Below are 15,959 nucleotides of genomic sequence, written 5' to 3'. Positions count from 1 at the left end.
ACCGATTTTGAATGCCTCAAATATGATCTTCTCCTGTGCCCGACGAGACGGGCGTCACGTTAGCCTTGCGCTAACGAGTCCGGTGCGTGGTTCTTCGCGTGCACGGCCATCCGATAGCCATCCGGAACACTAAGTTCTCGCGTGATCGACTCGGGGTAATAGAGTTGGTCGTATGCTGTTCCCGTGCCGGAAATCTCGATGATGGATGTCGTGTCGAGATCGTCGTTACCGGCCGCAGGCACCTCGAATTCAGCACGCATTTCGTGCCTCACGATGTCCTGATACTTGGCTTGCGCCATCCGCACGCACTGTTGTTGCGTCAGGTTCGGAACGCTGTAGAAGTACGTTTGAGCATCCGATGAGTTTCCAACCGATCCTGGCGCCGTCGACCTCTTGCTTGCAGACGTTGGGTACGTCGCCGTGTACACGCGCTGGTCGACATCGTTGAATGATCGAACCTGCACATAGACACCACGGGATACAGTCAACGTTCGCGAGAATTTCAAACCTTCGACGTTACAGGTCGGCGATCCGTTGTGCGCGTCGGGAGGTGTCCACGTGATTCGATACGGCGTCGTCTTCGTCGGATCCGGTCTCGGTTGGTAGTACAGGGTCTTCCCGCGCACGTAGACGACGAATTGTTCGATCCGCGCGAAATAGCAGAGCAAATCCCACTCGGTACGAGCATTGTTCATCGCGTCATGGTCGATCGCGTAATACTTGCCGACAAGGGTCGATGTTTTCGTTACCTGCGGGGTGAGGCCGTGCCGAGCGGCGAGCAGCGAAGCGATTTGAGACGACGTTTTGTTCTGGAATTTCTCAGTCGTCTTAGCGTCGATGAACATGCGCGCCAAATCGCGTCCGGAAACCTCGACAATGCCCGATACGGGGTCGTGACTGATGTTGTCGACCTGCCCGTAGATCCAACTCGGGAGATCGTCCGTAGTCCAGTTCGTCGGATTAGCAGGCACGCCCGCAAACAATTCGACGTACATGTCTTGCTGCTGTGCAAACCATGTGACCGCCCTATCAGCCGATAACGCGCTTGCCGCGAACCGCACTCTGAACGAGTCGGACGATGCATACGTATTGTTCTCGACCTCGAAATTGATCCATCCGTCGATTTTCTCGTCGTTCACTTTGACCAGACCGCGAATCGAATTCGCATTTGAATCAGACATCAATACTCCTTTCCCAAAAAGCAAAACGGAGCGTCACGCGCTCCGTTCTCCATGTCCCGCCGCTGCGTTACCTACGCGATTAGCGCCCGCCTCGCACAAGCTTCGATCGCTGCGCTTGGTACTCGGCATCCGACATGCCGCGCACGTCGGGATATTCGATCACCGGTCGACGCATCAACGCAGCTTTCGCACCCGACAGCATCGCTGTCTTGTGCGACTCGTAATCACCGTCCGACGCACCGCGCACGTTTTCGCTCTCGCGGCGAGCCGCCTCCTGGCGCTCGTTGTATTCGCGCTTGAGGCGCGCCTCGAATTCGTCGAGCGTTTCGTGATCCCTCATCTATCCTCCAAAGTATTCGTTACGCACCGATCTTCGTCAGTCGGGCTGCGAGTTGTGCGAGCGCGTCTTCGACGTTCAGCGAGGGGAACACTCCCCCGTAAGTACTGTTCGGCGCGAAGTTGCCAGCCACGTCGTCGATTTGCGTCTGACGCGCTGTCTGAGTCGGCTTACTTAAGCTCTGGAAATGAGCTGCGTCCCGCCAGCCATGCTCCATGAGCCCCGCCGCGTCTGCGTCTGGAACATTCGCAACGGTCAAGCCAGCAACCGGCGTCGAATACGTGCGACCGTTTACGATTACTGATGCGGTATTGGGCGAAACCATCGTTTTCATGTCGCAACTCCGATTCAGAGAAGACCATTGCGGACAAGGCTTTCGACCTCGGCCGCCGTCAGCACGTCGTGCGCCTTTCCACTCCGCCAATGGCGTTCCCCGCGCGCAGCACCGATGACCCTATTCAGCAAATCGCGGTTCGCATCGATCAGAGCGCTCCACTCCGCGAGTAGTGTCCGATAATCAGCTGACGCGCGCTCTCGATCGACCTGTTCCTGCATCTTTCCTGCGTGACCATGTGCGATCTCGGCTGTCGCCACCGCGATCTCTGCCTTTCGTTGATCGGCTTGCAGCGCAGTGAGCTTTTGATGCGCAGCCGATACGGTGGCGTCGACTTGCCGAAGCTCTTCGGATCCTGCCGATCGCTCCCGTGCCCGATGCGCAGCACGGTGCGCTTCGTGGAGATACCGGGTCGTCGATCTGATCTCGTCCGACACGGCTTGATGGTGACGGCGGGCACGAATCACTTCGTTCCAAGCGCTCCCGACTCGGTCTGTAACGTTCGATTCCGTTGCGATTTCATGCGACATTCAATGCTCCTTTCGATTGAATAAAAAAAGCGCCCAACACGTCTAGCGTGTGGGCGCTATTGGTTAGTTCGCGGCGTCCGGGACTGCACGAAATCGGACGGATTCGATCACGCCTTTCAGGCATGAACGAAATTTAGCCAAATCACGTTTCGGACGACACAAACTTTCGTGCGGCAGTTTCGTTCACTGCCGCAGCGATTAGGACGCGCGAACCTCGTCGCGCAGCCGGTGCATCTTGAAGATAAGTTGCTTCGCGAACCTGCTCGCCTCATCAGCGGGCATGCACGCGAACGCGGCTCGAACGAGCCGTTCAACGATCCCGGTTACCCGATCGGCGACGCGTCGATCATTGGCAATTGGCCTTTTCCGCATTTCGACTCCTTTAACTGTCGGCTTTGGATTCTGCTGTTCGCGCCCTCTACAAGCCTTTGGCGGCGCCCACCCTCACCACCCATTACGCTCGCCAAGCGAACGGCGCAGCGGACGTGGATATATCGAATCCGGGCGTCTGTCTCGGTCGGCAAGCCCGATCGATTCGGGTCCAGATAGGCGCCAAGCAAAAGCAGCTTGCAGAGGGGCGTCGATTACGCCGCCTCTTTCGCACATCCATTCGTCTGCGCCAATCCAGCGCTCACGAACCTGCCGAACAGCTTCGCCGCCGCGGGCTTTCCCCATGCTGCGCCCTCGAATCGGTAGCGCTCCCGAGCCGCATGACATTGGAAGGTCTGCCACACGCGCTCAGCATCTTCGATGCGATTCTCTTGGCAAAAATCGAGCAGGTACGCGGGAAATCCATCGTAGAAAACAGGAACAATCGGCGCCTCGTCAGAGGCGAGCGGAGGATCGGCCGCATCAGCGGCCGATCCATGTTCCTTGTTCTCTTCCTCGTTCGTTTCCTCGTTACTTCCTTGTTTGAGTGAACGTCGAACACTACCTTGGTGAACGACGTTCACCACCCCTAGTGAACGTCGTTCACCACCACGGTGATTCTCCTTCACCATCTCAACCTGAGCGGCGCAATCTTCGGCAGGCTGCCGGTCGCTGGACGCGCACCAGATGTCATGATGTGGCGTCAATTCATACACGTTCGTATCGTTGTGCCCCGGCGCCTTCGACCGCTTTCGAATAGCCAGCCATCCGTTCTCGACACAATCGCCAACGGTCTTGATCGCCGAACGGCGAGAGATACCAACGTCGTCTGCGATGGTTTGGTAGGACGGAAACGCCTTTCCCATCGCAAGGCGCATACGGATGGTCCGCAGCACGTGACGTGCCGTTGCAGGAATACCGGCTTTCTTCATCATTTCGTTCAGATCCCATTCACTGAGCATGTTTCAGCCCCTTCGGAATCTGCACCGAGAATGTGCCGACTTTGCCATCGAAGTCGCGCACGTTCAGCCAGCCATCCCTTTCGCAAAAGCCGAGCGCATCATGCACTTCGTATTCGGCCAAACCGGTATCCGCCATAAGATCCGCGATGGATACTCGAACCTCTTCGGGTTCGCGCGTCACCAGTACAGGGCTGCGTTCGTTGATCGCCATGCCACCTCCCTTAGATGCCTTGGCGGCGAGACTCGATCCAGCTTTCAACTTCGCTTCGGCGAAACGCAATGCGACGAGGCGATAGCCGGAACGGCATTGCAAACTCGCCCTTCTTCACAAGCATGTGGATCGTCGTTCGCCCAATGCCGGTGAGTTCAACTACTTCCTTCACACTCAGATAGTCGCGCATATGCGTCCCCAGAAATGAAAAAGCCCGCGTGCCTTCCGGCGTCAGCGGGCGTCAACGAAAAAGCAAACATTCCATCGAATGCTTACCTTGGAAAGAATGTTCCGCTGCGTTCAACGAAACGTAGGCTTGTTAGCATTTGGCCAAAAAAAACCGGCGCCCCCAATCGGGGACACCGGCTCTTTACCGCGAACTTCTGCCACGGTAGCTAAATCATAGTGGAATCGTACCGCCTCGTCAATCTAATAGCGGAATCTTATCAATCAAGAAAAATAACTTCACTCATTGAGAATAAATTCATCGCGGCCCCGCGCCAACTCTCCGGCTACAAAAGCGAAACTCGATTAAGTCGCTCCACAATATTTCCGGTGAGCATCCCATAATTCGATTGGATTATCGTCACGCTCGTGCCGGTCAACTCGGCCACCGTGTAAACGTCTATGCCTTGCGCGATCGCTTCGCTGATGTATGTATGTCGCATGCAGTACAAGACTGCGTCTGGCAAGCCAGCTGCCTCCCGCGCCTCTCTGAATTCCCGCCCCCATGCAGGCGCTGTCCAGCGCTGCGCATCCGCCCTGGTCAACAATGGCGCATTGGCGAGCTTGTCTTTAGCTTGCAATGCAAAAAAATCCCGTGCCTTGTCGGATAACCGTACTTCACGACGCCCGGTCTTGCCGTTGAGCACCAGCACTCCTGCGTTGCGATCGAAGTCGGACACATTCGCGGTCGCGACCTCACCGGGCCGCGCTCCAATGAGCAGTAGAGCAGTTGCCAACGTGCGCAAATCGCCCTGCATTGCGTCAAGAAGCCCCGCTCGCTGGTCAGCCGTCAGCCAACCTTTCCGACGCGCCCCGACATCCGGAAATTGATTGACCTCCTTCCAACCTGCGTCGCTCGATACGAGTTTGAGTCGCGTTTTAGCGTAGTTCAAGGCCGCCTTCAACGACTTGAGATTGCGGTTCGCAGAATCCTTGGCTCGCTTGTAGCTCTCTTCGTCGTCGGGATCATCGTCGTCGAGTTGAGCATTCCGCCACTGCTCGACATCTAACGGCCGCAATCTCGCGATGTTGATCGCGCCGATCGGTTTGTCGTACACCAATCGCCGAAATCGCCCCTCGGCGTCATAGGCGGTGCCCTCGCCCTTTTCCTTGCGTCGGTTCTCGACATACAGGCGGCATACGTCTGCGATTGACTTTCTGTCGTGGTGAACACCTGCCGCCAACTCGTCCGCCCAGCGCTCAACCGCCCTCCGCGCCTCGTCGTATTCGCAAAGCCCGTCCCCGAACGAACTGAACTGGTATTTGCCGCTTTCGCCCAGACGGCGACCGATCCACGTCCCCGCGCCTGACTCTAGCTTGCGGTACCCCACATGGACGCCCGTGCTGATGCGCTCCCAATAAGGTTCACGACGGGGCACGAGCTTAGCGCGGGCCGTTTTCGTCTGGATGCTTAGTCTCTTCATGCAACGCCCTGAACGTTTTCCGTATACGTATTTTATACGGAATGTCGTTGCCGAACATCGACACACACCAACACATCATAATTCTTTATTATCAGTACCTTATTGGTATTCCGCCGAACATCCCGGAACATCGCCGAACGCTATTTTTTGCCCTCGGTGGGCATGAATCGACCGAACATGGGATTCCTGAGAGATTGTCAAACTACTGTCACGAAAACGGGCGACATTGTACCGTTTTCGGTTGCGACGCGACGCGTGCACATGCACGCGCCGGGATTGGATACAACGTTTGGCGATTTAGGACTTTACAAGCGGCGTCACTCGCCGTAGAAGTTCTGCGCTCCCGCAAAGTTGTCGAACTTCGTGTATTGACCCAGGAACGTGAGCCGAACAGGGCCGATCGGACCGTTACGCTGCTTGCCGATGATGATCTCGGCCGTGCCTTTGTCCGGGCTGTCCGGATTGTAGACCTCGTCGCGATAAATGAACAGGATCACGTCCGCATCCTGTTCGATTGCACCCGATTCGCGCAAATCCGACATCACCGGGCGCTTGTTCGGCCGCTGTTCGAGACCGCGGTTCAGCTGCGACAGCGCGATCACCGGCACGTCGAGTTCCTTGGCGAGGCTCTTCAGCGACCGCGAGATTTCCGAGATTTCGGTCGCGCGGTTTTCGCCCTGCGACGAACCCGACATCAGCTGCAGGTAGTCGACGATGATCAGCCCGAGCTTGCCGCACTGCCGCGCGAGACGCCGCGCGCGCGAGCGCAATTCCATCGGGTTCAGGCCGCCCGTCTCGTCGATGAAAAGCTGCGCCTCACTCATCTTCTGCACCGCGTGGGTGAGCTTCGGCCAGTCCTCGTCGGTCAGCCGGCCGGTACGCATCCGGTGCTGGTCCAGCCGGCCGATCGAGCCGAGCATCCGCATCACGAGCTGGGTGCCCGGCATTTCCATCGAGAACACCGCGACCGGCAAGCCGTATTCGACCGCGACGTATTCGCCGATGTTCATCGAAAACGCGGTCTTGCCCATCGACGGGCGCCCCGCGACGATGATCAGCTCGCCGCCGTGCATCCCGGACGTCATCCGGTCGAGGTCGACGAAGCCCGTCGGCGTGCCGGTGACGTCGCTCGGGTTCGCGGTGTGATACAGCGTGTCGATCCGCTCGACGACCTGCGTGAGCAGCGGGCCGATCTCGAGAAAGCCCTGATTGCCGCGCGCGCCCTCTTCGGCGATCGAGAACACCTTCGACTCGGCCTCGTCGAGCAGCTGGCGGACTTCCTTGCCCTGCGGATTGAATGCGTCGGCCGAGATTTCGTCGGCGACCGACACGAGCCGGCGCAGCACCGCGCGGTCGCGCACGATTTCCGCGTAGCGCCGGATGTTCGCGGCGCTCGGCGTGTTCTGCGCGAGTGCGTTCAGGTAGGCGAGCCCGCCGACGTCTTCGGCCTTGCCCGACGTCGTCAGCGCTTCGTATACGGTCACGACGTCGGCCGGGCGCGTGGCCGCGATCAGCCGGCCGATGTGCTCGTAGATGATCCGGTGGTCGTAGCGATAGAAGTCGCCCTGCGACAGGAAGTCGGCGATCCGGTCCCATGCCGCGTTGTCGAGCAACAGGCCGCCGAGCACCGATTGCTCGGCTTCCACCGAATGCGGCGGGACTTTCAGCGATTCGATTTGGGGATCTTGCGGCGCGTTCATGGGTTGGGATTATCGCGAATAGATCGCAGCGGCGCTACGGGTTGCCGGCAATCGGCAAAAAAAAGGCAGGCCCCGGTTGCCCGGGCGCCTGCCCTTGTCCGGACGGCGGAAGCCGCCCGGCAAGCTTGCGTACGCTTATGCGTGGTCGCCGATCACGTTGATCGTGACGTCGACGACGACGTCCGTATGCAGCGCGACTTGAACGACGTGCTCGCCGATCATCTTCAGCGGGCCTTCCGGCATGCGAACTTGCAGCTTCTCGACTTCGAAACCTGCCTTCTTCAGCAGTTCCGCGACGTCGCCGTTCGTGACCGAGCCGAACAGACGGCCGTCGACGCCCGACTTCTGCGTGACTTCGAACGCTTGGCCGTTCAGCTTCTCGCCGACTGCCTGCGATGCCGCCAGCTTTTCAGCGGCGATCTTTTCGAGTTCGGCGCGGCGAACTTCGAATTCGGCGATCGCTTCCTTCGTTGCACGGCGAGCCTTGCGGTTCGGGATCAGGAAGTTGCGAGCGTAACCGTCCTTGACCTTGACGATATCGCCGAGGTTGCCCAGATTGGCGACTTTTTCCAACAGAATGATTTGCATTCGAATTCTCCTTATTGCGTCGCCTGATTACGCCTTGTGCTGATCGGTGTACGGCAGCAGCGCGAGGAAACGCGCACGCTTGATTGCCGTATCCAGCTGACGCTGATAGTGCGCCTTCGTACCCGTCAGACGAGCCGGCGTGATCTTGCCGTTTTCGCCGATGAAGTCCTTCAGCGTTTCCGTGTCCTTGTAGTCGATCTGATCGACGCCTGCAGCCGTGAAGCGGCAGAACTTCTTGCGCTTGAAGAGCGGGTTTTGTTGCTGACGACGCTTGTCGAATTTCTTACCAGTCGGGCGGGCCATGATTTCAGTCCTTTCCTATGTCCTGCAATGCAGTGATGTGAAACACCAAGGTTCTCGCGTTGCGGCTCTTTTTTGCCAGGAAGCCCGTGAACAGCGTCTCGACGCCCATTTCACGACTTTCCAGCTTGCCGCTCGCCTCACCGGCCGCCACCGCTTCGATCGTCATGTCGACCTGACGGGGAATGCCTGCTTCGACGACCTCCGTGCGGTGATGCAACGTGGCGCTTGCGATCGGAACACCTGCCGGCGTATATCGCACCGGTGCGCGTTCGACGACGCTCGCCGTCAATTGCAACCTGTTCACGTGAGGGGCGCGCTCCTTGATGGCTTAATGAGTGACGAACTTAAGCCTGCGCTTCGGTCGGCTGAGCTGCAGCCGCCTTCTTGGCTTCTTCGCGCTGAACTTCCTTCATCATCGGCGACGGGCCGGTTTCGGCCTTCTTCATCTTGACGATGAGGTGGCGCAGCACGGCGTCGTTGAACTTGAACGCGTGTTCGAGTTCGTCGAGCGTCGTCTGGTCGCACTCGATGTTCATGCAGACGTAGTGAGCCTTCGCGAGTTTCTCGATCATGTAGGCCAGCTGGCGACGGCCCCAGTCTTCGACACGGTGGATCTGGCCGCCGTGCGTCGTGATCGTGGTCTTGTAACGCTCGATCATCGCGGGCACTTGCTCGCTCTGATCCGGGTGCACGATGAATACGATTTCGTAATGACGCATTACACACTCCTTGTGGATTGAAGCCACCCGGGCGTCTGAACCGGTGTGGCAAGTGAGAAGCTGAAGATTCTAACCCGGATACGGGCCGCATGCAACACCGACCCAGCTTTTCCCGGCAGATTCGGCCGTGTTTTCAACGACTTGAATCGTCCGGACTGCCGGCGCGGGCCTTCGCTCGCTCCGGAGACGACGGCGCGGCGGCACTCACGGCGGGCTGCTCCAGTAGCCGGGGCGCGCGTAGGCGTCGCGCAGGTAGTCGATGAAGTAGCGCACGCGCGCCGGCACGTAGCGTTGCTGCGGATAGACGGCGAGGATGTCGTAGTCGGGCAGCGCGTATTCGTCGAGCACCGTTTCCAGTTCGCCCGTTTCGAGCTGCGCGGCGATTTCCCAGGTCGAGCGCCAGCCGAGCCCGAGACTCTCCGCGACCCAGCGATGCAGCAGCTCGCCGTCGTTGCAGTCGAGATTGCCGGTCACGCGCATCGTCACGATCTTGCCGTGGCGCTGGAAGTACCAGCCGCGGTTCTGGCCGCCCTGCAGGTTGAACGCGAGGCAGTTGTGCCGCAGCAGATCGTCGAGCGACTTCGGCCGGCCGTGCTTGCGGAAATACGCGGGCGTGCCGCACACCACACGCCGGTTCGACGCGAGCTTCACCGCGACGAAGTTCGGATCCACCGAGCCGCCGATCCGGATCGACAGGTCGTAGCCTTCGCGCACGAGATCGACCACGCGATCGGTCAGGTTGAACGACAGCTGCATGTCGGGCTTGTCGGCGAGGAAGCCGGGCGCGTGCGGCGCCACGTGCTTGCGGCCGAACGCGGCCGGCGCCGACACGATCAGGTGCCCGCTGACCGCGCGCCGCCCCGCCGCCAGCTCGTTCTCCGCCTGGTCCCATTCGGACAGCAGCCCGCGGCAGCGCTCGAGAAACGCGGCGCCCTCCTCGCTGACCACCAGCCGCCGCGTCGAGCGGTACATCAGCTTCACGCCGAGGCGCCGTTCGAGCGCGTCGATGCGCCGCCCGAGCACCACCGGCGACACGCCTTCCTCCAGCGCGGCCGCGGCCAGGCTGCCGGCGTCGGCCACGCGCACGAACGTCTCGATCTGCTTGAAACGATCCATTTTTCGTCTCCATCGCGGCTGCGACACGGCCGGAAGCGGCCGAGAAGCCGCCGGGAAGCCCCGTCCGGCCGCGATTCCATACTTTTAGTTTCGAAATAAGCGACTCCGGCTGATCTTATCAAACCTTTCCTGCATCCCTAAAGTGCCTCCAACAGACCGATTCGCCAGATCCGTACATTCAAGGAGACATGCATGGCCAAGATGAGAGCCGTCGACGCCGCCGTACTGGTGCTCGAGAAAGAAGGCATCCAGACCGCGTTCGGCGTGCCGGGCGCCGCGATCAACCCGTTCTACTCGGCGCTGCGCAAGTCGGGCGGCATCAGCCACGTGCTGGCGCGCCACGTCGAGGGCGCGTCGCACATGGCCGAAGGCTATACGCGCGCCGCAGCCGGCAATATCGGCGTGTGCATCGGCACGTCGGGCCCGGCCGGCACCGACATGATCACCGGCCTGTACTCCGCGTCGGCCGATTCGATTCCGATCCTCGCGATCACCGGCCAGGCGCCGCGCGCGCGGCTGTACAAGGAAGACTTCCAGGCCGTCGACATCGAATCGATCGCCAAGCCCGTCACCAAATGGGCCGTCACCGTGCGCGAGCCGGCGCTGGTGCCGCGCGTGTTCCAGCAGGCCTTCCACCTGATGCGCTCGGGGCGTCCGGGCCCGGTGCTGGTGGACCTGCCGATCGACGTCCAGCTCGCCGAGATCGAATTCGACATCGACACCTACGAGCCGCTGCCGGTGTACAAGCCCGCGGCGACCCGCGCGCAGATCGAGCGCGCGCTCGCGATGCTCAACGACGCCGACCGGCCGCTGATCGTGTCGGGCGGCGGCGTGATCAACGCGGCCGCGGAAGACCTGCTGGTCCGCTTCGCCGAAACGCTCGGCGTGCCGGTGATCCCGACGCTGATGTCGTGGGGCGCGATTGCCGACGACCACCCGTTGATGGCCGGCATGGTCGGCCTGCAGACCTCGCACCGCTACGGCAACGCGACGATGCTCGCGGCGGACTTCGTCCTCGGCATCGGCAACCGCTGGGCGAATCGCCACACGGGCAGCGTCGAGGTCTACACGAAGGGCCGCACGTTCGTACACGTCGACATCGAGCCGACGCAGATCGGGCGCGTGTTCGGCCCCGATCTCGGCATCGTGTCCGATGCGAAGGCCGCGCTCGAGCTGTTCGTCGCCGTCGCGCAGGAATGGAAGGCGGCCGGCAAGCTGAAGGACCGCAGCGCGTGGGTGTCGGACTGCCAGGCGCGCAAGCGCTCGCTGCAGCGCAAGACGCACTTCGACGACGTGCCGGTCAAGCCGCAGCGCGTGTACGAGGAGATGAACAAGGTGTTCGGCCGCGATACCTGCTACGTCAGCACGATCGGCCTGTCGCAGATCGCGGCCGCGCAGTTCCTGCACGTGTTCAAGGCGCGCAACTGGATCAACTGCGGCCAGGCCGGACCGCTCGGCTGGACGATTCCGGCCGCGCTCGGCGTGCGCGCGGCCGACCCGAGCCGTCCGATCGTCGCGCTGTCCGGCGACTACGACTTCCAGTTCATGATCGAAGAGCTCGCCGCCGGCGCGCAGTTCAAGCTGCCGTACGTGCACGTCGTCGTGAACAACTCGTATCTGGGGCTGATCCGTCAGGCGCAGCGCGCATTCGACATGGACTACTGCGTGCAGCTCGCGTTCGACAACGTGAATGCGCCGGAGCTGAACGGCTATGGCGTCGATCACGTCGCGGTGGCCGAAGGGCTCGGCTGCAAGGCGCTGCGCGTGTTCAAGCCGGAACAGATCGCGCCGGCGCTGAAGCAGGCGCAAGCGCTCGCGAACGAGTTAAGCGTGCCGGTGATCGTCGAGGTGATCCTCGAGCGCGTGACCAACATCTCGATGGGCGCCGAAATCGATGCGATCAACGAGTTCGAGGACCTCGCCGAGAAGGCCGAGCACGCGCCGACCGCGATCTCGATGCTCGACTGACCCGCAGGCAATCCGCTCACCGACCGACCAAAGAGGCTTAGCTCATGCCGAAGTTCGCTGCAAACCTGACCATGCTGTTCAACGAAGTGCCGTTCCTCGATCGCTTCGCCGCCGCCGCGGATGCCGGCTTCGACGCCGTCGAATTCCTGTTCCCGTACCCGTACGCGAAGGAGGAACTGGCCGAGCGGCTCGACGCGCACGGGCTGCGCGTCGTGCTGCACAACCTGCCCGCCGGCAACTGGGATCAGGGCGAGCGCGGGATCGCGTGCCTGCCCGATCGCGTCGGCGAATTCCAGGACGGCGTCGGCCGCGCGATCGAATATGCGAAGGCGCTGAAGGTGCCGCAGCTGAACTGCCTGGTCGGCATTCCGTCGGCCAGCACGGCACGCGACCAGACGTTCGTCACGATGGTCGACAACCTGCGCTTCGCGGCCGATGCGCTCCGGCGCGAAGGCATCCGCCTGCTCGTCGAGCCGTGCAACCGCTTCGACATCCCGGGCTTCGCGCTGAACCGCTCGTCCGAAGGGCTCGACGTGATCCGCGCGGTCGGCTCCGACAACCTGTTCCTGCAGTACGACATCTATCACATGCAGCGCATGGAAGGCGAACTGGCCGCGACGATCGAACGCAACCTCGCGTCGATCGGCCACGTCCAGCTCGCCGACAACCCGGGCCGCAACGAACCGGGCACGGGCGAGATCAACTACGCGTTCCTGTTCGCGCTGCTCGACCGGCTCGGTTACGACGGCTACGTCGGCTGCGAATACAAACCCCGCACCACCACGACGGAAGGGCTCGGCTGGCTGCAACACGTCGCCGGCCGCGCACCGCGCGCGGCGCGCCGCGCAGCCTGACGCCCGCCGTTCCGTTCCGCCCTAGCAAGGAGACATTCATATGGCACACATCGGTTTCATCGGCCTCGGCATCATGGGCGCGCACATGGCGCGCAACCTGCTCGACGGCGATCATCAGCTCGTCGTCAACGGCGCGTTCCCGATTCCCGACGATCTGCGCGCGCGCGCGAAGGTCGTCGCGAATTCGACCGAAGTCGCGCGCCACGCGGACGTCATCATCTCGATGGTCCCCGACACGCCCGACGTGCGCAACGTGCTGTTCGCCGACGACGGCGTCGCGAACGGCCTCTCGGCCGGCAAGCTGGTGATCGACATGAGCTCGATCTCGCCGCTCGACACGCAGGGCTTCGCGAAGCAGATCAACGCGCTCGGCTGCGACTACCTCGACGCGCCGGTGTCCGGCGGCGAAGTCGGCGCGCGCGAAGCGACGCTGACGATCATGGTCGGCGGCCCCGAGCAGGCGTTCGAGCGCGCGAAACCGCTGTTCGAGAAGATGGGCAGGAACATCACGCTCGTCGGCGACAACGGCGCGGGGCAGACCTGCAAGGTCGCGAACCAGATCATCGTCGCGCTGAACATCGAAGCGGTCGGCGAGGCGCTGCTGTTCGCCGCGCGCTCGGGCGCCGATCCGGAACGCGTGCGCCAGGCGCTGATGGGCGGCTTCGCCGCGTCGCGCATCCTCGAAGTGCACGGCGCGCGGATGACGAAGCGCACGTTCGAGCCGGGCTTTCGCATCGAGCTGCACCAGAAGGATCTCAACCTCGCGCTCGACGGCGCCCGCAAGCTCGGCCTCGCATTGCCGCACACGGCCAGCGCGCAGCAGCTGTTCAGCGTGTGCGCGTCGCACGGCGGGCGCGCATGGGATCACTCGGCGCTCGTGCGCGCGCTCGAGTTCATGTCGAACTTCGAGATCGGGCAAAAGCCGGACGCGTAATGCGGCGTGCGTAATGCTGATTGCTGATCGCGCATCGCATAACGCGAATCACACAGCGAACGCGTGCGACATACACGCGGCCCGGCCACGGCCGGTCGCATCGATGCGCGACTGCACGCGCATCACGTTGGGGCGCCCTGCCGCGCATGGCGATATGCGTGCGCGACGGGGCGAAAAACGCCGCTCTGGGCTGAGAGCGACGTGGTGGGGTCCGCAGCGGCACCCGGCGACGCCGGGGAAGCCTTGGTCGGTCAGACGTCGTCGTCGGGTGTCCGCCTGTCGGATTTCGCGTATTACATTTCTTTACGTTCGGGCGTGCGATTTTTCATGCAATCGCCGCGCTGAACGCCTACACTTTCGCCACGCCTTTCGAGAAATCCGCCGCGCCGCGCGCCACTCCGGTGAGCGCGTGCAGCGCGGTGTTTTTTTCGCCACTTCACGGCGCATTTCGTTTCAACACCTAGGGAGTGCAGCGATGGGTCTTCTTTCGTTTATCAAAGAGGCGGGTGAAAAACTGCTGGGTCATGCCGACGCGCAAGCGGCGGAAAATCCGAATGCCGCGAACCAGACCGCGGCCGATGCGATCAAGCACTACATCAACACGCAAGGTCTCGACACGTCGAACCTGACGGTCGCGTTCGACGGCGCATCGCGCACCGTCACGCTGTCGGGCAGCGTGCCCGACCTCGACACGAAGGCGAAGGTCAAGGTCGCGGCCGGCAACGTGCAGGGCGTCGCCGGCGTCAACGACGACGATCTCCAGCCGGACGATCCGGAAGTTCAGTACCACGACGTGAAGCCGGGCGATACGCTGTCCGCGATCGCGAAGGAAGTGTACGGCGACGCGAACAAGTACCCTGTGATCTTCGAGGCGAACAAGCCGATGCTGTCGAGTCCGGATCGGATCTATCCGGGCCAGAAGCTGGTGATCCCGCCGCAGTCCTGAGCGTCCGGCGCGACACCGACATGAAAAACGCAGGCCGTCGGCCTGCGTTTTTCATTGCACGCGACACGCGCCGCCCTATCGGCGGCCGGCCGTCACAGCGTATCGAACACGCGCTGCAATGCGTCGCGCCCGTCGATGCCGTTCGCGAGCGCGAGCATCAGCAGCACGCGCGCCTTGAACGGATTCAGCGACCCGGCGCTCACGAAGCCGAGCGCATCGTCGTTAGCGGCGCCGTTGCGCATCACGTGGCCCGAGCCGACGCGCGACGCACGCACCACGGCAACGCCCGCGTTCGCCGCATCGGCGAGCGCCGCCTGCAGCGTCGCATGGATCGAGCCGTTGCCGGTGCCCGCGACGACCAGGCCGCGCACGCCGGCCGCGACCAGCGCGTCGACCGCCGTGCGCGTCGCGCCCGCATAGCTCGCGACGACTTCGACCGCCGGCCACGCGGCCGCGATCATCAGTTGCGCGTCGCGGCTGCGCGTCGCGCGGCGCGCGAACTCGACGCGACCGTCCTGCACCCAGCCGAGCGCACCGAGCTCCGGCGAATGGAATGCGTCGACCGCGTAGGTGCTCGTCTTCACGACGTCGCGCGCGGCATGGATGCGATTGTTGAAGGCGAGCAGCACGCCCTGCCCGCGCGCGGCCGGATGCGCGGCGACCGTCACCGCGTTCAGCAGGTTCAGCGGGCCGTCGGACGACAGCGCGGTAGCCGGCCGCATCGCGGCGGTCAGCACGACCGGTTTGTCGCCGGTCACGACGAGATGGAGCGCGTACGCGGTTTCCTCGAGCGTGTCGGTGCCGTGCGTGATCACGATGCCGTCGATCGACGGGTCGGCCATCAGCGCGTCGATGCGCGCCGCGAGCGTATTCCACAGCGGCAGGGCGAGGTCCTTGCTGTCGATGCTCGCGACCTGCTCGGCGTCGACGCGCGCGACCGATGCCAGCGCCGGCACCGCGTCGAGCAGGAAGTTGACGCCGAGCGCGCCGGCCTGATAGCCGGCCGTGCTGGCGGCGTCCGGCGCGGCGCCGGCGATCGTGCCGCCGGTCGCGAGTACGGCGATGCGCGGCAACGCCGGCGCGGACGAAGGAGATGCAATGTTCGAAGTGTTCATGGCCGCGATTGTAATGGCTTGCGGCCGGCCCGCCGCCAAGTTCGGCGCGCGCACCCTCGACGCGGCCGCCGCGCGTCATGGTTTGTCCCGATGATCGGCGCACGCGTGCCGTCAACGATCGAGTCGGCCGCCGCGTTATAGGA

Annotated in this window: 19 protein-coding genes; 4 read left to right on the top strand and 15 right to left on the bottom strand. The window is 62.5% G+C overall.

The window, feature by feature from the left end; genetic code table 11:
- Positions 1–59: 59 nt before the first annotated feature.
- From EX20_RS27500 to EX20_RS27440, 14 genes are all read right to left on the bottom strand, one after another.
- Complete coding sequence (locus EX20_RS27500) at positions 60–1,181, bottom strand: hypothetical protein (protein WP_034195377.1); 1,122 nt, start codon at positions 1,179–1,181, stop codon at positions 60–62.
- Between the two features lie 79 nt (positions 1,182–1,260).
- Positions 1,261–1,521 (bottom strand): hypothetical protein, encoded by a 261-nt coding sequence (locus EX20_RS27495; RefSeq protein WP_034195376.1) that lies wholly within the window; start codon positions 1,519–1,521, stop codon positions 1,261–1,263.
- 19 nt (positions 1,522–1,540) lie between these two features.
- On the bottom strand, positions 1,541–1,852 hold the full coding sequence (locus EX20_RS32320) for a hypothetical protein (RefSeq protein WP_131929079.1): 312 nt from the start codon (positions 1,850–1,852) through the stop codon (positions 1,541–1,543).
- 14 nt (positions 1,853–1,866) lie between these two features.
- Positions 1,867–2,382 carry a hypothetical protein gene (locus EX20_RS27485; RefSeq protein WP_131929080.1) on the bottom strand — a complete coding sequence of 172 codons (516 nt, stop codon included), beginning with the start codon at positions 2,380–2,382 and terminating at the stop codon, positions 1,867–1,869.
- Between the two features lie 584 nt (positions 2,383–2,966).
- Positions 2,967–3,713, bottom strand: coding sequence for a helix-turn-helix domain-containing protein (locus tag EX20_RS32315; RefSeq protein WP_131929081.1), 747 nt, complete (start codon positions 3,711–3,713; stop codon positions 2,967–2,969).
- Entirely contained in the window at positions 3,703–3,924 is a 222-nt protein-coding gene (locus EX20_RS32310; protein WP_131929082.1) for a hypothetical protein, read from the bottom strand. Before EX20_RS32310 ends, EX20_RS32315 begins: the two co-directional genes overlap by 11 nt.
- Before the next feature lie 10 nt (positions 3,925–3,934).
- Positions 3,935–4,114 (bottom strand): helix-turn-helix transcriptional regulator, encoded by a 180-nt coding sequence (locus EX20_RS27475; protein WP_034195372.1) that lies wholly within the window; start codon positions 4,112–4,114, stop codon positions 3,935–3,937.
- Positions 4,115–4,436: 322 nt separating this feature from the next.
- On the bottom strand, positions 4,437–5,573 hold the full coding sequence (locus EX20_RS27470; RefSeq protein ID WP_034195371.1) for a tyrosine-type recombinase/integrase: 1,137 nt from the start codon (positions 5,571–5,573) through the stop codon (positions 4,437–4,439).
- A gap of 317 nt (positions 5,574–5,890) precedes the next feature.
- Entirely contained in the window at positions 5,891–7,273 is a 1,383-nt protein-coding gene (locus EX20_RS27465; protein ID WP_011885020.1) for a replicative DNA helicase, read from the bottom strand.
- Positions 7,274–7,408: 135 nt separating this feature from the next.
- Positions 7,409–7,861, bottom strand: coding sequence for a 50S ribosomal protein L9 (rplI, locus tag EX20_RS27460; protein ID WP_011885021.1), 453 nt, complete (start codon positions 7,859–7,861; stop codon positions 7,409–7,411).
- 27 nt (positions 7,862–7,888) lie between these two features.
- A complete protein-coding gene (gene rpsR, locus EX20_RS27455) occupies positions 7,889–8,164 on the bottom strand; it encodes a 30S ribosomal protein S18 (RefSeq protein WP_011885022.1) in 276 nt (91 codons plus the stop codon).
- A gap of 4 nt (positions 8,165–8,168) precedes the next feature.
- The gene (gene priB / locus EX20_RS27450; RefSeq protein ID WP_011885023.1) at positions 8,169–8,468 is read right to left on the bottom strand and encodes a primosomal replication protein N; all 300 of its coding nucleotides are present in this window, start codon (positions 8,466–8,468) and stop codon (positions 8,169–8,171) included.
- A gap of 40 nt (positions 8,469–8,508) precedes the next feature.
- Positions 8,509–8,883, bottom strand: a complete 375-nt coding sequence (gene rpsF, locus EX20_RS27445; RefSeq protein WP_006755436.1) for a 30S ribosomal protein S6 — start codon at positions 8,881–8,883, stop codon at positions 8,509–8,511.
- 204 nt (positions 8,884–9,087) lie between these two features.
- Positions 9,088–9,999: a LysR family transcriptional regulator gene (locus EX20_RS27440; RefSeq protein WP_011885024.1), complete on the bottom strand. Its 912-nt coding sequence runs from the start codon at positions 9,997–9,999 to the stop codon at positions 9,088–9,090.
- Between the two features lie 192 nt (positions 10,000–10,191).
- Here EX20_RS27440 and gcl point away from each other — a divergent pair, with 192 nt between their 5' ends.
- The 4 genes from gcl to lysM all read left to right on the top strand — a co-directional run bounded on the left by gcl (position 10,192) and on the right by lysM (position 14,701).
- Positions 10,192–11,967 (top strand): glyoxylate carboligase, encoded by a 1,776-nt coding sequence (gene gcl, locus EX20_RS27435; protein ID WP_034195370.1) that lies wholly within the window; start codon positions 10,192–10,194, stop codon positions 11,965–11,967.
- Between the two features lie 44 nt (positions 11,968–12,011).
- Positions 12,012–12,821 carry a hydroxypyruvate isomerase gene (gene hyi / locus EX20_RS27430; protein WP_034195369.1) on the top strand — a complete coding sequence of 270 codons (810 nt, stop codon included), beginning with the start codon at positions 12,012–12,014 and terminating at the stop codon, positions 12,819–12,821.
- A gap of 40 nt (positions 12,822–12,861) precedes the next feature.
- The gene (locus EX20_RS27425) at positions 12,862–13,755 is read left to right on the top strand and encodes a 2-hydroxy-3-oxopropionate reductase (protein WP_034195368.1); all 894 of its coding nucleotides are present in this window, start codon (positions 12,862–12,864) and stop codon (positions 13,753–13,755) included.
- A 475-nt stretch (positions 13,756–14,230) separates the two neighbouring features.
- Positions 14,231–14,701: a peptidoglycan-binding protein LysM gene (gene lysM, locus EX20_RS27420; RefSeq protein ID WP_014723131.1), complete on the top strand. Its 471-nt coding sequence runs from the start codon at positions 14,231–14,233 to the stop codon at positions 14,699–14,701.
- Between the two features lie 92 nt (positions 14,702–14,793).
- On the opposite strand, the gene EX20_RS27415 is transcribed toward lysM, so the two are convergent.
- The gene (locus EX20_RS27415) at positions 14,794–15,816 is read right to left on the bottom strand and encodes an asparaginase (protein ID WP_034195367.1); all 1,023 of its coding nucleotides are present in this window, start codon (positions 15,814–15,816) and stop codon (positions 14,794–14,796) included.
- Positions 15,817–15,959 lie beyond the last annotated feature (143 nt).

It is taken from the genome of Burkholderia sp. WP42 (assembly GCF_000745665.1).
Lineage (GTDB): Bacteria > Pseudomonadota > Gammaproteobacteria > Burkholderiales > Burkholderiaceae > Burkholderia > Burkholderia vietnamiensis.
This window is presented reverse-complemented; position numbering and strand designations above follow the sequence as displayed.

Bases quoted from the DNA above. Each gene is read 5' to 3' on its own strand.
- EX20_RS27500 (WP_034195377.1), bottom strand. From the start codon at position 1,181: ATGTCTGATTCAAATGCGAATTCGATTCGCGGTCTGGTCAAAGTGAAC.
- EX20_RS27495 (WP_034195376.1), bottom strand. From the start codon at position 1,521: ATGAGGGATCACGAAACGCTCGACGAATTCGAGGCGCGCCTCAAGCGC.
- EX20_RS32320 (WP_131929079.1), bottom strand. From the start codon at position 1,852: ATGAAAACGATGGTTTCGCCCAATACCGCATCAGTAATCGTAAACGGT.
- EX20_RS27485 (WP_131929080.1), bottom strand. From the start codon at position 2,382: ATGTCGCATGAAATCGCAACGGAATCGAACGTTACAGACCGAGTCGGG.
- EX20_RS32315 (WP_131929081.1), bottom strand. From the start codon at position 3,713: ATGCTCAGTGAATGGGATCTGAACGAAATGATGAAGAAAGCCGGTATT.
- EX20_RS32310 (WP_131929082.1), bottom strand. From the start codon at position 3,924: ATGGCGATCAACGAACGCAGCCCTGTACTGGTGACGCGCGAACCCGAA.
- EX20_RS27475 (WP_034195372.1), bottom strand. From the start codon at position 4,114: ATGCGCGACTATCTGAGTGTGAAGGAAGTAGTTGAACTCACCGGCATT.
- EX20_RS27470 (WP_034195371.1), bottom strand. From the start codon at position 5,573: ATGAAGAGACTAAGCATCCAGACGAAAACGGCCCGCGCTAAGCTCGTG.
- EX20_RS27465 (WP_011885020.1), bottom strand. From the start codon at position 7,273: ATGAACGCGCCGCAAGATCCCCAAATCGAATCGCTGAAAGTCCCGCCG.
- rplI (WP_011885021.1), bottom strand. From the start codon at position 7,861: ATGCAAATCATTCTGTTGGAAAAAGTCGCCAATCTGGGCAACCTCGGC.
- rpsR (WP_011885022.1), bottom strand. From the start codon at position 8,164: ATGGCCCGCCCGACTGGTAAGAAATTCGACAAGCGTCGTCAGCAACAA.
- rpsF (WP_006755436.1), bottom strand. From the start codon at position 8,883: ATGCGTCATTACGAAATCGTATTCATCGTGCACCCGGATCAGAGCGAG.
- EX20_RS27440 (WP_011885024.1), bottom strand. From the start codon at position 9,999: ATGGATCGTTTCAAGCAGATCGAGACGTTCGTGCGCGTGGCCGACGCC.
- gcl (WP_034195370.1), top strand. From the start codon at position 10,192: ATGGCCAAGATGAGAGCCGTCGACGCCGCCGTACTGGTGCTCGAGAAA.
- hyi (WP_034195369.1), top strand. From the start codon at position 12,012: ATGCCGAAGTTCGCTGCAAACCTGACCATGCTGTTCAACGAAGTGCCG.
- EX20_RS27425 (WP_034195368.1), top strand. From the start codon at position 12,862: ATGGCACACATCGGTTTCATCGGCCTCGGCATCATGGGCGCGCACATG.
- lysM (WP_014723131.1), top strand. From the start codon at position 14,231: ATGGGTCTTCTTTCGTTTATCAAAGAGGCGGGTGAAAAACTGCTGGGT.
- EX20_RS27415 (WP_034195367.1), bottom strand. From the start codon at position 15,816: ATGAACACTTCGAACATTGCATCTCCTTCGTCCGCGCCGGCGTTGCCG.